This is a genomic window from Micromonospora sp. Mcm103 (assembly GCF_024519755.1).
Classification (GTDB): domain Bacteria; phylum Actinomycetota; class Actinomycetes; order Mycobacteriales; family Micromonosporaceae; genus Micromonospora; species Micromonospora aurantiaca.
In genome coordinates this window covers 174,403-188,716 of the sequence record NZ_JALJRJ010000001.1, presented here as the reverse complement: position 1 = coordinate 188,716, position 14,314 = coordinate 174,403, and the positions used below count along the sequence as shown (strand labels likewise).

The 14,314-nt window shown below is 74.2% G+C and carries 15 protein-coding genes and 1 pseudogene; 9 read left to right on the top strand and 7 right to left on the bottom strand.

The genetic code is table 11. From position 1 onward, the window contains the following. The first annotated feature begins 14 nt into the window (after positions 1 to 14). Entirely contained in the window at positions 15 to 995 is a 981-nt protein-coding gene (locus OC439_RS00915; RefSeq protein WP_262011710.1) for a DNA polymerase domain-containing protein, read from the top strand. 4 nt (positions 996 to 999) lie between these two features. On the opposite strand, the gene OC439_RS00910 is transcribed toward OC439_RS00915, so the two are convergent. Further along, positions 1,000 to 1,506: an Lrp/AsnC family transcriptional regulator gene (locus OC439_RS00910; RefSeq protein WP_262011709.1), complete on the bottom strand. Its 507-nt coding sequence runs from the start codon at positions 1,504 to 1,506 to the stop codon at positions 1,000 to 1,002. A gap of 72 nt (positions 1,507 to 1,578) precedes the next feature. Between OC439_RS00910 and pdhA the strand changes: the two genes are divergently transcribed. The 4 genes from pdhA to OC439_RS00890 all read left to right on the top strand — a co-directional run bounded on the left by pdhA (position 1,579) and on the right by OC439_RS00890 (position 7,076). Next, a complete protein-coding gene (gene pdhA, locus OC439_RS00905; protein WP_262011996.1) occupies positions 1,579 to 2,778 on the top strand; it encodes a pyruvate dehydrogenase (acetyl-transferring) E1 component subunit alpha in 1,200 nt (399 codons plus the stop codon). Beyond that, positions 2,778 to 3,782, top strand: coding sequence for an alpha-ketoacid dehydrogenase subunit beta (locus OC439_RS00900; protein ID WP_262011708.1), 1,005 nt, complete (start codon positions 2,778 to 2,780; stop codon positions 3,780 to 3,782). Before pdhA ends, OC439_RS00900 begins: the two co-directional genes overlap by 1 nt. Positions 3,783 to 3,892: 110 nt before the next feature. Continuing rightward, positions 3,893 to 5,353 (top strand): dihydrolipoamide acetyltransferase family protein, encoded by a 1,461-nt coding sequence (locus OC439_RS00895; RefSeq protein WP_262011995.1) that lies wholly within the window; start codon positions 3,893 to 3,895, stop codon positions 5,351 to 5,353. A 451-nt stretch (positions 5,354 to 5,804) separates the two neighbouring features. Beyond that, complete coding sequence (locus OC439_RS00890) at positions 5,805 to 7,076, top strand: Ig-like domain-containing protein (RefSeq protein ID WP_262011707.1); 1,272 nt, start codon at positions 5,805 to 5,807, stop codon at positions 7,074 to 7,076. Positions 7,077 to 7,138: 62 nt separating this feature from the next. Here the strand turns inward: OC439_RS00890 and OC439_RS00885 are convergent, their stop codons facing one another. Next, positions 7,139 to 7,660, bottom strand: coding sequence for an SMP-30/gluconolactonase/LRE family protein (locus OC439_RS00885; RefSeq protein WP_262011994.1), 522 nt, complete (start codon positions 7,658 to 7,660; stop codon positions 7,139 to 7,141). Positions 7,661 to 7,669: 9 nt separating this feature from the next. Beyond that, the gene (locus tag OC439_RS00880; RefSeq protein WP_262011706.1) at positions 7,670 to 8,158 is read right to left on the bottom strand and encodes an SMP-30/gluconolactonase/LRE family protein; all 489 of its coding nucleotides are present in this window, start codon (positions 8,156 to 8,158) and stop codon (positions 7,670 to 7,672) included. A 185-nt stretch (positions 8,159 to 8,343) separates the two neighbouring features. Between OC439_RS00880 and OC439_RS00875 the strand changes: the two genes are divergently transcribed. Next, positions 8,344 to 8,784 (top strand): STAS domain-containing protein, encoded by a 441-nt coding sequence (locus OC439_RS00875; RefSeq protein WP_262011705.1) that lies wholly within the window; start codon positions 8,344 to 8,346, stop codon positions 8,782 to 8,784. Positions 8,785 to 8,878: 94 nt separating this feature from the next. Here OC439_RS00875 and OC439_RS00870 read toward each other — a convergent pair whose 3' ends face one another. Then, a complete protein-coding gene (locus OC439_RS00870) occupies positions 8,879 to 9,247 on the bottom strand; it encodes an FKBP-type peptidyl-prolyl cis-trans isomerase (protein ID WP_013286592.1) in 369 nt (122 codons plus the stop codon). 155 nt (positions 9,248 to 9,402) lie between these two features. After that, the gene (locus OC439_RS00865) at positions 9,403 to 9,984 is read right to left on the bottom strand and encodes a hypothetical protein (RefSeq protein WP_402806684.1); all 582 of its coding nucleotides are present in this window, start codon (positions 9,982 to 9,984) and stop codon (positions 9,403 to 9,405) included. Between the two features lie 218 nt (positions 9,985 to 10,202). On the opposite strand from OC439_RS00865, the gene OC439_RS00860 reads away from it, so the two are divergent. Next, positions 10,203 to 10,901, top strand: coding sequence for a CBS domain-containing protein (locus OC439_RS00860; protein WP_262011703.1), 699 nt, complete (start codon positions 10,203 to 10,205; stop codon positions 10,899 to 10,901). Between the two features lie 24 nt (positions 10,902 to 10,925). Here OC439_RS00860 and OC439_RS00855 read toward each other — a convergent pair whose 3' ends face one another. Beyond that, a complete protein-coding gene (locus tag OC439_RS00855; protein ID WP_262011702.1) occupies positions 10,926 to 11,648 on the bottom strand; it encodes a helical backbone metal receptor in 723 nt (240 codons plus the stop codon). 33 nt (positions 11,649 to 11,681) lie between these two features. Then, positions 11,682 to 12,773 (bottom strand): DICT sensory domain-containing protein, encoded by a 1,092-nt coding sequence (locus OC439_RS00850; protein WP_262011701.1) that lies wholly within the window; start codon positions 12,771 to 12,773, stop codon positions 11,682 to 11,684. Positions 12,774 to 12,880: 107 nt separating this feature from the next. Between OC439_RS00850 and OC439_RS00845 the strand changes: the two genes are divergently transcribed. Beyond that, positions 12,881 to 13,747: a DUF2726 domain-containing protein gene (locus tag OC439_RS00845; protein WP_262011700.1), complete on the top strand. Its 867-nt coding sequence runs from the start codon at positions 12,881 to 12,883 to the stop codon at positions 13,745 to 13,747. Between the two features lie 310 nt (positions 13,748 to 14,057). Continuing rightward, positions 14,058 to 14,314: pseudogene (locus tag OC439_RS00840) on the top strand (hypothetical protein); the annotation flags it as partial.

Here is a 14,314-nt window from a genome sequence, read left to right as displayed (position 1 = left end):
CGGGTCGCTACGGTGTGACGGTGGCGACCACGGCGGCGCAGGAGATCCAGGTGGGGGAGCGGCTGGTCCGCGTCTCCAGCCCCGACAAGCCCTACTTCCCGGAGCGCGGGCTGACCAAGCTGGACGTGATCAGCTACTTCCTGTCCGTCGGCGGCGGCATCCTGCGCGCGCTGCGGGACCGGCCGACCATGCTGGAACGCTGGCCGCGCGGCGTGTTCGAGGGCGCGAAGGTCGCCACCCGGCAGACCAACAAGGGCGACGCGTTCTACCAGAAGCGGCTCCCGGCGGGCGCGCCCGACTGGGTCCGCACCGCGCACATCACGTTCCCCAGTGGGCGTACCGCCGACGAGGTCGCCCCGAGCGAACTGGCGGTGGTGATCTGGGCGGCGAACCTGGGCACGCTGCGGTTCCACCCGTGGCCGGTGTCGAAGGACGACGTGGAGCACCCCGACCAGCTGCGCATCGACCTCGACCCGATGCCGGGGGTCGACTTCGCGCAGGTGGTGCCGGTGGCGCACGAGGTGCGCGCGTTCCTGACGGAGCTGGGGCTGGAGGGCTTCCCGAAGACCACCGGCGGGCGCGGCATCCACGTGTACGTCTCGATCGAGCCGCGCTGGAGCTTCGGCGAGTGCCGGCGGGCGGTGCTCGCGCTGGGCCGGGAGATGCAGCGCCGCCTGCCCGACCTGGTCACCACCACCTGGTGGCGCGACCAGCGGGACCGGCCGGTCTTCGTCGACTACAACCAGATGGCCCGCGACCACACCATGACGTCGGCGTACTCGATCCGGCCGGCCCCGGCGGCGCTGGTCTCGGCGCCGCTGGACTGGTCCGAGCTGGACGACGCCCGGCCGGAGGACTTCGACGTGCTCAGCATGCCCGCGCGGTTCGCCGGGCGTGGCGACCCGCACGCCGGGCTGGACGGGCGGCGGTACTCGCTGGAAGCGCTGCTGGAGCGGGCCGACGCCGAGGGGCTGGAGTCGCCGCCGGAACGCTGACCGGTCAGTCCCAGGGGCTCTGCGTGCCGTCGAACTCCTCGAACACCAGCCAGGTACGTGTGGACAGCACCCCGGCGATGCTCTGCACCCGGTCCAGCACCACGTCCCGCAACGTCGCGTTGTCGGGTGCCCGGACCAGGGCGAGGACGTCGTGCTCGCCGCTGAGCAGCGCCGCGTGCTCGATGTAGCGCACCCGGGCCAGCTCGGCGGAGACCTCCCGCCAGGTGTTCTGCTCGATGGTGAGCGCGATGTACGCCGACGTGCCCAGCCCGGCCGGCTCCGGCGCGATCCGCGCGGTGAACCCGGTCAGCACTCCGTCGCGCAGCAGCCGCTCCACCCGGGCGTACGCGTTGGTGCGGGACACGTGCACCCGTTCGGCGAGCGTACGGATGGACGTGCGGGCGTCGCGGACCAGTTCGCGCAGGATCCGCCGGTCCACCTCGTCCAGCGGCCCGGCCGAACGTCCCGTTCCGCCCGCCGCGCCCGGTGTGGCGCCGGTCTCCTGGCTCACCTCAGCCGCCCTCCTGTGCCATTCGTCCCGCGTTCATCCCGGATGTTGAGTCAATCATCCACGACCGGGAGCATAGGGCCACCACACGTCCAGGAGGTCCCCGCCGTGACGACCACACCCCAGGCGGTCCGCAGGGCATCCCCGCGCACCCGCCGGAAGACCACCCCGGCCGCACCCGACCCGTCGGCCGGCTTCATGCCGCAGCGGGAACCGGTCCGGCTGCTCGAACCCGACGGGACCCCGCTGCCGGCCCGCGACGACTACCCGGAGCCGCCGGTCGAGACGCTGCGCGAGATGTACCGGCGGATGGTCGTCGGCCGCCGCTTCGACGTGCAGGCCACCGCGCTCACCAAGCAGGGCCGCCTCGCCGTCTACCCGTCCGCGCGTGGCCAGGAGGCGTGCCAGATCGGCGGCGTCCTCGCGCTGCGCGACACCGACTGGGTGTTCCCCACGTACCGCGAGTCGATGGCGCTGACCGCGCGCGGCCTCGACCCGGTCGAGGTGCTCACGCTGCTGCGCGGCGACTGGCACTGCGGGTACGACCCCGCCGCCACCCACACCGCGCCGCAGTGCACCCCGCTCGCCACCCAGTGCGTGCACGCCGCCGGGCTGGCCTACGGCGAGTCGTACCAGGGCCGCGACACCGTGGCGCTGGCGTTCATCGGCGACGGCGCCACCAGCGAGGGCGACTTCCACGAGGGCATCAACTTCGCCGCCGTGTTCAAGGCGCCCGTCGTCTACCTCGTGCAGAACAACAAGTACGCGATCAGCGTGCCGCTGTCCCGGCAGACCGCCGCGCCCAGCCTCGCCTACAAGGGTGTCGGCTACGGCGTACCCAGCGAGCAGGTCGACGGCAACGACCCGGTGGCGGTCCTGGTGGTGCTGGAGCGCGCCGTCGCGCACGCCCGCGCCGGCAAGGGCCCCTACCTGGTCGAGGCCCACACGTACCGGATGGAACCGCACACGAACGCCGACGACCAGACCCGCTACCGCGACGCCGACGAGGTCGAGGCGTGGCGCGACCGCGACCCGATCGCCCGGCTCGAGGCGTACCTGCGGGCCAAGGGCGTCCTCGACGACGCCGCCGTCGCGGCGGTCGCCGAGGAGGCCGAGGAGTACGCCGCGACGCTGCGCCGCCGGATGGACTCCCAGCCGACAGTGGACCCGCTGAGCCTGTTCGACCACGTGTACGCCGAGCCGACGCCGCAACTCGTCGAGCAGCGCGAGATGGTCCGGGCCGAGCTGGCCGCCGACGCGGAGGGGGACGCCTGATGGCCACCATGACCATGGCGAAGGCGCTCAACGCGGCGCTCGCCGACGCGATGCTCGACGACGACCGCGTGCTCGTCTTCGGTGAGGACGTCGGCCAGCTCGGCGGCGTCTTCCGGATCACCGACGGGCTGCAGGCCCGCTTCGGCGACAAGCGCTGCTTCGACACCCCGCTCGCCGAGGCCGGCATCGTCGGGTTCGCGGTCGGCCTCGCCATGTCCGGGCTGCGGCCGGTCGTGGAGATGCAGTTCGACGCGTTCGCGTACCCGGCGTTCGAGCAGATCGCCTCGCACGTGGCGAAACTGCGCAACCGCACCCGCGGCGCGCTGAGCGTGCCGATCGTCATCCGGGTGCCGTACGCCGGTGGCATCGGCGGCGTGGAGCACCACTGCGACTCGTCCGAGGCGTACTACGCGCACACCCCCGGCCTGAAGGTGGTCACGCCCGCGACTGTGGACGACGCGTACTCGCTGCTGCGCGCCGCCATCGACGACCCCGACCCGGTGGTGTTCCTGGAGCCCAAGAAGCTCTACTTCACCAGCGCCGAGGCGGACCTGCCGGCCCGTACCGCACCGATCGGCAGCGCCGTCGTGCGCCGCCCCGGCACCGACGCGACGCTGATCGCGTACGGGCCGGCGGTGCCGGTGGCGCTGGCCGCCGCCGAGGCCGCCCGCGAGGAGGGCTGGGACCTGGAGGTCGTCGACGTCCGCAGCATCGTGCCGTTCGACGACGCCACCGTCACCGCCTCGGTCCGCCGTACCGGCCGGTGCGTGGTGATCCAGGAGGCGCAGGGCTTCGCCGGCGTCGGCGCGGAGATCGCCGCCCGGGTGCAGGAGCGCTGCTTCCACGCGCTGCACGCGCCGGTGCTGCGGGTGTCCGGGCTGGACATCCCGTACCCGGCGCCGATGCTGGAGCACACCCACCTGCCCTCGGTCGACCGGGTGCTGGACGCCGTGGCGCGGCTCCAGTGGGACGACCAGCCCGACACGAGGTGGGTGGCGGCATGACCGAACGCACCGAGCGGAGCGAGGGCCGTGAGGGCATGCCCGGTCAGCACACCATGACCGAACGCACCGAGCGGAGCGAGGGCCGTGAGGGCATGCCCGGTCAGCGCGGCATGACAGCGGCGATCGGAACCCGGGACTTCCTTCTGCCTGACCTCGGGGAAGGGCTGAGCGAGGCGGAGATCGTCGAGTGGCGGGTCGCCGTCGGCGACGTCGTCACCGTGGACCAGACGGTGGTGGAGGTGGAGACCGCCAAGGCCGTCGTCGACGTGCCGTGCCCGTACGCCGGACGGGTCGTGGCCCTGCACGGCACGGCCGGTGAGGTACGCCCGGTCGGCCAGCCACTCATCACCATCGCCCCGCTCGACGACGCCCCCGACCCGCACGCCACCTACCGTGAGGAGGAGCGGGCCGGGTCCGGCAACGTCCTGATCGGCTACGGCACCGGCCACGGTGGCACGGGCCGTCGGCGGCGCCGTCCGCGGCTGGCGCTGGCCCCCGAGCCCGGTACGCCGGTCGCGGCGGACCCCGCGTCCGGTCCGGCGGCGGGCTCTCCGGTTCCGGCCGGTTCGTCGGTTCCGGCGGGCTCGGTTCCGGCGGGCTTGTCGGCTCCGAACGGCACGGCTGCCTCGGCGGAGCGCTCGGCTGAGCCGGCAACGAACGGCGTGCAGTCGGCGCCGCTGGTCATCTCGCCGATCGTGCGGCGGCTGGCCAAGGAGCACGGTATCGACCTGGCGTCGCTGCGCGGCACCGGGCCGGGCGGCGTGATCCGCCGGGCCGACCTGGACGCCGCCGTGGCCGCCCCCGCTGCTCCGGCGGCCCGGCTGGCCGCGGTGCCGGACGCCCCGGCCGCCCACGTCGGGCTCGCCCCGGCGGGCGACGGGGACACGGTCATCCCGCTCACCGGTATCCGCAAGGTGATCGCCGACAAGCTCTCCCGCAGCCGGCGGGAGATCCCCGAGGTGACCATCTGGGTCGACGTGGACGCGACCGGCCTGCTGGAGACGCGCGCCGCGATAAACGCGGCCACCCCGGACACGCCGGTGAGCATCCTGGCGCTGCTGGCCCGGATCTGCCTCAGTGGCCTGCGGAGGTACCCGCAGCTCAACGCGCACGTCGACACCGAGGGCCAGCGGATCATCCAGTCCGCGGGCGTGCACCTGGGCATCGCCGCGCAGACCGACCGGGGCCTGGTCGTGCCGGTGCTGCGCGACGCACAGCGGCTCACCACCCGGGAGCTGGCCGCCGCGCTCGCCGAGACCACTGCGGCGGCCCGGGCCGGCACGCTGCCGCCGGCGCGGCTGACCGGCGGGACGTTCACGCTCAACAACTACGGCGTGTTCGGCGTGGACGGCTCCACGCCGATCATCAACCACCCGGAGGCGGCGCTGCTCGGCGTCGGCCGGATCGTGGACAAGCCGTGGGTGGTGGACGGGCAGCTCGCCGTCCGCAAGGTGACCCAGATCAGCCTCACCTTCGACCACCGCGTCTGCGACGGCGGCGTGGCCGGCGGCTTCCTGCGCCACGTGGCGGACTGCGTCGAGCAGCCGGCCCTCCTGGTAGCCAACGTCTGACCCGTCCGCCCCCCGGCCCCGGCCTCTCCTCACGAGGGGCCGGGGTCGCTCCGTCCTCCGCAGCCCGCCCGCGATCTTGCACTTGCGGCCCTTGATGTGCCCGATTCGCACCTTTCTCCAGGACCGCAACTGCAAGATCGCGGCGGCGATGCGAGTGGCGTGGGCGATCGCGTCCAGCGCATCTCGTTCTCGTCCGTCGATCATGAGGTTGGCGGGGACAAAACGGACGCCATCCGCCGTCAACTTCATGATCGACGGACCGGGGTAGCTGAGCGGCGGGTGAGGGGGTGGGGAACCGGGCGGAGGGCGCTTAGGGCGCAAGACGGTACGGGAATTACCTGTCCGGCACGATTCTCCGCAACCGTTTCCGAGTAATTCCGCCGAAGGTGCCACGGCGCGATCCCGGGCCTACAGAATGTGGGCGAGAGGGTTCGGAAATGGGGGGCGAAATATGTTTGCGAGGCGCCGACTGACGCTTTTCGCGATGACCGTCGCAGCCGCGCCGCTGGCGGTCGGCGCGTGTACCGCCGGCCCGAAGTCGGTGGCGAAGCGGGCCGAGGCGGCGCCGCCGTCGGTCTCCGTGACGCCGGCCGACAGTACCCGGGGCGTGCCGATCAGCGCGGAGGTGGGCACGAAGGTGAGCAACGGCAAGGTGACAGCCGTCAAGCTGACCGACGACAAGGGCAACGCGGTGCCGGCCCAGCCGCGGGAGGACGGTTCCGGCTGGGTGCCGGACCGGCCGCTCGCCAATTCCCGGACGTACACCGCGGAGGTGACCGCGACCGGCGATTCCGGCAAGACCGCCACGCAGAAGACGACGTTCACGACGATGGCCAAATCCACCAAACCGGCAGTCACCAGCGAATTGTATTTCCGGCCGAATCAGACGTACGGGACGGCGATGCCGGTCGTGCTCGGATTCGACCCGCCGATTCCGAAGGAGGCGCGTGCGGACGTCCAGCGCCGGCTCTTCGTGAAGACCGACCCGCCGCAGCCGGGCACCTGGTCCTGGGTGGCCGACGGCAAGCAGGCCGAGTACCGGGCGCCGGACCGCTGGAAGCCGGGCACGAAGATCAGCGTGCGCAGCGCGCTGGAGGGGCTGCCCATCGGCAAGGAGGCGGTCGGCGATTCCGACCGGGTCGCGAGCGCCAAGGTCGGCCGGCAGGTGACCCTGGACATCGACAACGGGACGAAGCAGATGACCGTCTACGAGGACGGCAAGGCGGTCAAGAAGATCCCGGTCAGCCTCGGCAAGGAGAGCACGCCGACGTCCAGCGGCACCATGGTGATCATGGAGAAGCACGAGCACACCACCTTCGACACCCGGGGCGAGCCGAACGGCGGCTACGTGGTCGACGTGGACGACGCTCAGCGGCTGACCTGGGGTGGTGAGTTCATCCACTCCGCGCCGTGGTCGGAGGGGGAGCAGGGCTACACCAACACCTCGCACGGCTGCACGAACGTCTCGGCCACCGCCGCGGACTGGCTGATGGGCTTCACGCAGGTCGGTGACCTGGTGACGGTCAAGGGCACCGAGGTGAAGCTGGATCAGGGCAACGGCTTCACCGCCTGGAACGTCAGCTGGGACGAGTTCGCCAAGGGCAGCGCGCTGCCCGTACCGGCGGGGCTGAAGCCCACGCAGAGCGCCACGCCGCACCCGGGCGCGGTGGCCGGCGGGTCGTCACCGGCCCCGGCCCCCTCGCGGAGCAACAGCGGCGGCTGAACCTGGGGAGGAACGGCCACGGGGCCGGCCCGCCGTCCGCGCGGGCCGGCCCCTGCGTCGTCTCAGTCCAGGCCGACCCGGGCCACCCCGGCCGCGGTCAGGCTGCCCAGCCAGAGGTCGCGGCCGTGCTGCCGCACGCCGGTGACCATCGGGTACGCCCCGCTCGGGCCGTGCAGCGTGCGCAGCACCCGGCCGTCGCCGTCGACCAGCGCGACCAGCCCGTAGCGGCGCGGCTGCGGCTGCACCGCGCCGGGCAGCAGAGCCACGATCTGCCGGACCCGGGGATGCGGCAGCAGCCGTTCCATGGCCCGCAGCCGCGGGCTGGGCAGCGCCACCCAGTAGGTGCCGTCGCCGACGCCGGAGATGTTGTCCGGGTACGCGGGCAGGTCGGTGAGCACAGTGGCCCGCCCGCTGGGCAGGTCGACGCGGAGCAGCCGGTGGGTGGCGGTCTCGGCGAGCATCAGCGCCGACTCGTCCGGGGTGAGCGCGAGCCCGTTGGGGAAGTAGAGCCCGTCCGCGACCACGTCGGTGCGCCCGGTGCGCCTGTCGTACGCGAGTACCCGCCCGTTGGGCCGGTGCTCCAGCAGGTCGCGTTACCAGTGCGAGAGCGGGAACCGGTCGGACGAGTCGGTGAAGTAGACGGTGCCGTCACGCGCCACCGCCGCGTTGTCGGCCAGGTGCACCGGCGGCGCGGTGCCGGTCAGCTCGTGCACCCGGCCGGCCGGGTCGATGCGCAGCAGCCCCCGGTACGCGTCGCAGACCAGTAACCCGCCGTCGACCGGATCCCGCTCGATGCCCAGCGGTCGTCCGCCGGTCTCGGCCAGCAGCGTCGGCGGCGTGCCGGGCGGGGAGTCGGCCGGCCACCACCAGAGCCGGCCGTCCTCGTCGCCGCTGACCACCCGGCCGTCGCCGTCGACCACGACGTCCTCCGGGCCGTGCCCGCCGGCCGGCAGCGGCAGCAGGTCGGCCCGGTCGAGCCGGGTGTCGGCGGGCGACCAGGGGCCGGTGAGCGGCGGCGGCACCGTCGCCGGCTCGCGGACCGGCCGGATCAGCAGTGGGGCGCGCGGGCGGGGGACGACCATCGGCTCATTGTGGCCCCGCGGCGTCGCGCAGGGCAGTCCCCGGCGGCGTTTCGCCGCTTCCCGCGCGGCGTGGCGGCACGGCTGCGGGATGACCCTGAGACGGCTCGGGGTCGGTTCCCGGACACTACCCGGAACCCCCGCCGCGAGGTCCGGAAATGTCGGAGGGCGCGGGTAGGTTTGGCCGCATGGTACACAGCGGTGAGCGCTTCTTCGTGGCGATGGACGTGCACGACCACGTGGTCGAGCTGCGACCGGTCGGCGAGATCGACATCGCCACCGTGACGGCGTTCCGGGCCGCGCTCTGGGCGGCGCCGGCCCGGCCGGTGCTGCGGGTCGACCTGGCCGGTGTCCGGCTGCTCTCCGCCGCCGGCGTCCGCGCGCTGGTCGCCACCCACCTGCGGGTCCGCTCCCGGGGTGGCGAGCTGGTGCTCACCGACCCCGACCCGGTGGTGGCCCGGGTGCTGCGGGTGACCGGCCTGCACCGGGTGCTCCCGGTGCGCTGCACCGACCGCGCCCAGAACCTCCCCGACCGCGCCCAGAACCTCCCCGACCGCGCCCAGAACCTCCCCGACCGCGCGCCGGACCTGCCCGGCCGCCCCCGCGAGCTGGTGGCCTGCGCGGCCTGAACAGGCGGCGGCCCGAGCAGAGGCGGGCCGGCGGCCCGAACATGCGCCGGGCCGCCGGCCCGGAAGCCGGCGGCTCGACGGGACGGTGTCGCGCTCAGCGCACGCCGAGCAGGTCCACCACGAAGACGAGCGTCTCGTTCGGCTTGATGACGCCGCCCGCGCCCCGGGCGCCGTAGCCCAGGTGCGGCGGGATGGTGAGCTTGCGCCGGCCGCCGACCTTCATGCCCACGACGCCCTGGTCCCAGCCGGCGATGACCTGGCCGCCGCCGAGCGGGAACTCGAACGTCTCACCCCGGTTCCACGAGGCGTCGAACTCGCGGCCGTTCGAGTGGGCCACGCCCACGTAGTGCACGCTCACCAGCTGGCCCGCGCGGGCCTCCGGGCCGTCGCCGACGGTGATGTCCTCGACGACCAGATCGGCGGGCGGCGCGCCCTCGATCGGGCCGATCTGGGGCTTGTCCATGAGCGGGTCTCCTCGGTGCTGACGGTGTGGTCACCGTCGATCCTGCCGGATCGCGACCGGCCGATACGCGCCGGTCCCCGCACACCGGCGTGGCGGGGACACGAGAAGAGGGCGGGCGCCGCCTGTCGGCGACGCCCGCCCCGGAGCGGGCTGGTTCACTTCAGCCAGGGGAGACGCTGGACCAGGGGGAGCTTCGCCCAGATCCGGCCGAGGCCGAGGGTGTTGCCGGCGCCCACCAGGGCGAGACCGGCCAACAGGCCCGCGTAGATGAGGTGGTCGTCCATGAAGGGGTTGTTCGCCGGGGGCAGCACGGCCGTCCACATCAGGACCAGGAGCAGTCCGCCGGCCACGGCGGCGATCCGGATGCCGATGCCGAGCATCAGCGCGACACCGATGCCGAGCAGGCCGACCATGAACAGGGTGTCCGCCCAGGCCGCGCCGGCGATGTTCCGGTAGAGGTCCGCGAACGGGCCCTCGACCGCGTTGCCCAGGAAGCCCTTGGTCGGGCTGCCGCCGTTGATCCAGGCGTTCTTCGCCGGGGTCTCGTGGCCGAGGCCGAACATCTTGTCGAGGAAGGCCCAGAGGAAGATCCAGCCCAGGGCGAGCCGCAGCCCGGCCCAGACGTACCGGGTGGCCTTCTGGCGGGTGGTCTCGGTGTGCGCCGCCGGAGCGATGGTGGCGGCGGGGGTCCGCTTGACGGCGGGGGTCCGCTCGATTGTCGCGGTCATGGTGTCCACGTCCCTTCCTGTGCCTCGCACCGCGCTTCCCGGTGGCACATTCATTCCACCGCCGCGCGGCGCCCGGGAGCAGGGCCGAGAGGTGCCCTCGTGACCGGGTCCTTGGTCCCGTCCGTACCCGGTCCGGTCGGCCCCTCGCGGCCGGTCCGCCGCCCCTGACCAGGCCGTACGCCGGCGGCCTACCGTCGCAGGTGGAAACCCGGTACGAGGAGGTCGTGATGAGGGCGTGGCAGGTTACCGACGTGATGACCAGGGACGTCGCCACGGTGACGGAGGAGACCCCGTACCGCGAGGTCGTCGACGTGCTGGTGCGGCAGCGGATCAGCGGTGTGCCGGTGGTGGACTCGTTCCGCCGGGTGCTCGGGGTGATCTCCGAGGCGGACCTGCTGCACAAGGTGGAGCGGTCCGGTCACCCGGACGAGCGGCGGGTCTTCGAGGGACGGCGCCGCCGTACCGCGCGGGAGAAGGCGGGCGCGCTCGTCGCCCGGGACCTGATGACCGCGCCCGCGGTCACCACCCACGAGCGGGCGTCGCTCGCGGCGACCGCCCGGCTGATGGACCACGAGGCCGTCAAGCGGCTCCCGGTGCTGGACGACCTGGGCCGGCTCGCCGGCATCGTCACCCGCGGTGACCTGCTGCGCGTGCACCTGCGTACCGACGCGGAGATCCGCGAGGAGGTCGTGCACGAGGTGCTGCGCCGGGTGCTGTCCGTACGCGACGGCCTGGTCACGGTCCAGGTCCGCGGCGGCGAGGTCACCATGGACGGGCGGCTGGACCGGCGCAGCGCCGTCGAGCTGGCGGGCCGTCTCGCCGCGCAGGTCGCGGGCGTGGTCGCGGTGCACAACGCGATCGGGTACGACGTGGACGACACCACGCTGATGGAGCTGGACCCGGTGCACGCCACCCCGGTCGCCTGAGCACCGGCACCCGGGCCTCACCGGTCAGGTGGGGCCCGCGGCGGCGAGCTGGGCGGCCAGCAGCGCCGGGGCCTCGGCCAGCGACGGGCCGTACCAGGTGAGGTGCCGGCCGGACACCAGCGCCGCCGGCACACCGGGGAACGCCTCCGGCCCGTCGTCGGCGGTGAACCGGTACGGCTCGTCGGGCAGCACCACCAGCTCCGGCGCCCGGGCGCGCAGCTCGTCCAGGCTGGGCCGGGGATAGCGTTCCGCGTCCCCGGCCCAGCCGTTGCGCACACCCAGCCGGGCCAGCACGTCCCCGGCGAACGTGTCCCGCCCCAGCACCACCCACGGGCGCCGCCACACCGGCACCACGGCGCTGCGGACATGTCCCGGCGCGGGCAGCGCGGCCCAGGCGTGGCGGGCCTCCCGCAGCCACCGCGGCTCGGCCGGCACGCCGAGCGCGTCGACCAGCTCACCGAGCTGGTCGAGGGCCTCGGGGACGGTACGCGGGAAGGTGACCCGGACCGGCACCCCGGCGGCGCGCAGCGCCTCGGCGTCGGCCAGCCGGTTCTCCTCCTCGTTGAGCAGCACCAGATCCGGCTCGAGCGCGAGCACCCGGTCCAGGTCCGGGTACTTCGTCCCACCGACCCGGGCGACGTCCAGCCCGGCCGGGTGGGTGCACCAGTCGGTCGCGCCGACCAGCACCTCCGGGCGGGTGGCCGCGACCGCCTCGGTCAGCGACGGCACCAGCGACACCACCCGCACCGCGTCTCCCTCTCCTCGAACCGGACCGGCCGGTCAGCCGGCCGGCGCGGCCACGGCGTCGGCGTTCTCCGGCGGCAGGCCCGCCACCGGCAGGCCCTTGCGTACCGCCCAGTCGACGGCGGCGCGCAGGTCCGCGGTGGGCAGCGGCCGCCGGGTGGTCACCCCGACCGCCGCGTGCACGATGTACGCCATGAACGGGTACGACCGGGCCAGCGCGCCGATCCCGTCGTGCAACCGGCGTACCACCTCCAGCGCGGCCGGTTCGTCGAGCCCGGGCAGGACGAGCTGGAACTCGTTCTCGGTGACGCGCACCGCGCGGTCGACCGGCCGCAGCACGCCGGTGATCGCGGTGAGCACGGCGTGCCCCTCGCGGGCGACGCCGCGCCGGCCGAAGCGTTCCGGTGAGCCGGGCGGCGCCTCCACCCGCAGGCCGACCAGCGCCACCGGCAGCGTGCCGGAGGCGGTCACCCCGTCCGCGCCGGACCACCGGGCCAGGCCTGATTCGTCCAGCATGGTCTCGGCCGGCTCGACCGGCTGGTGGTTCCGGTCGCCGCGGCGGGCCAGCATCCGCAGTGCCGCCTCGGCGCGCGGTTCGCCCGGCCCGGCCGGGATGTCCCGCACCCGGGCGATCGCCTCGTCCAGCGCGGTGCGTGCCGCGGCGGGCAGCCGTTCGGCGAGCTGTTCGCGCAGCCGGATCACCTCGTGCAGCGCCTCGTCGCGGCGGAAACCCCAGCGGCCCTCGAACAGCCGGCCGGCCTCCAGCGTCGGCGCGGGCGCCACCTCGGCCCGGTCGTGCGCGACGAGTGTGGCGCCGAAACGCGGGCTCAGCGCCACCACCGTCCACTCCCGGGCCAGCGCCTCCGCCTCGTCCAGGGTCACGCCGTACGCCCCTTCGGGCAGGTCGGGCGGCGGTCCGCCGACCATCGCCACCACCGTCACGGCGGCGCGGCCGGCGATGCGCCGGTAGACCTCGCGCTCCCGGGCGAAGTACGGCAGCCGCTGGAACAGCGCGAGCACGACGAGCGGGCCGTCCTCGGCCTCGGCGAGCGCGGCGCGTTCGATGGCGTGGGAGACGGCGACGAGACTGCGTTTGGTGAACTGTTCCGGGGTCCGTCCGCTGGGCACGGGCAGAGCCTAGAGGGACGGGCGCGGTAGCGCACCGGGCGGCCGTACCGACTGCGCCGCACCGCCTACACTCGGGCGTCGACCGGACGAGGGGGGATCGGGGCGAGATGACGAGCACAGGCAGCGTGACCGCCTCCTGGCTGCGGCCGGTCCCGCCCGGCGTCGCGCCGTCCCTGGTCCGGGCCGGCCACCTCGGTCACGCCGGCCGGCGGCTCGGTGACCTGGTGCAGGGCCGCCCGCCGGGGGTCACCGGCAGTCAGTGGAGCACCGCCGGGCGGGCGTCGCTCGACCTGGTGGTCTGCGCCGCCGACACCGGGCTGCCGCGCTTCGCGGTGCGGTTCACCGCGCCCGCTCCGGACGGGTCGCCGGCCCGGCGGGAGGAACGGCTCACCGACGCGGTCTGCGCCGCCGTCGGCCTGCCGCTGGTGCGCGTCGAGTCGCCGGCGCTGGGCGGCGCGGAGCAGGTCCGCCGGTTCGCCGAGTACGTGCTGGACGCGCGGGCCTACGCCGACGGCACCGACCCGGACGCCGGCGACGCGGTGGGCTTCCGGGACATCATCGGCCGGCTGCCGGACGGCCGGCGTGGACCGGTGAACGACCTCGGCGCGCTGGCCCGGGTCGAGGCGGTCGAGGCGTACGTGGCGGGCCGGATCGCCGACCCGATCGTGCGCGGCCTGCACGTGCGCTGGACCGACGGGCCGGCGGAGGGCTGGGCCTGGGCCGAGGTGCGGCCCGGCCGCTGTCTGCTGGAGCGGGTCCGGCTGACCGCGCGCGGCTTCGCCTGCGGCGTCGACGCGGGGCGGCTCGCCGAGGATCTGGCCGTGGTGGCGCTGGGGGAGCGGCTGCGTGACCTCGACGGGGCCGCGCCGTCCCTGCTGGACCGGGACGAGCTTCTCCGGCAGGTCCGCGCGCTCGCCGCGCGGCGGGACTCCTTCGACGGCGGCTTCGCCTTCGACCACCTCTGCGCCGACTGAACCGTCCCCGCCGGCGCGGACGGCGACTTTTCGATTTTTTTCCGATCTCCGGTTGAACCTTCGCCGACGGCGCTCCGTACCTCATCGGGAATGGACGCAGATCTTCCCCGCCGCGCCCGGACGGCGCGGAGACGGTGCGGAAAGGGCATCGTCGGCCATTGACTCGCGACTGAGCGTCGCAGTGATCTCACACCCCGAATTCGTCGGTCCGCCGGGATCACCAGTCAACTACCGGATCGAGAAGGAGAGCAATTCGATGCGCAGGTCCACACGGGCGCGCCGGTCATCCGGTAACGCGCGGAGCAAGCGGATGCTGGCGGTTGTCGGCACGCTCGCGGTCTTCGGCGGCATCGTCGCCGTCACCCAGATCTCGTCCGCCCAGGACCGGCGGACGACCACCCGCGCCGCCTCGGCGTCCTGCGTGCCCGCGAGCCCGGGGGCGACCGCCCCGGACGGCCAGGGCAGCACCACCCGTACCTGGCAGAACGGCCGCTGGGTCCGCAACCACTGGGGTGACGGTCAGATGTCGCCGGCCGAGTGCCAGCAGACCACGGCGGGTGGCGCCGG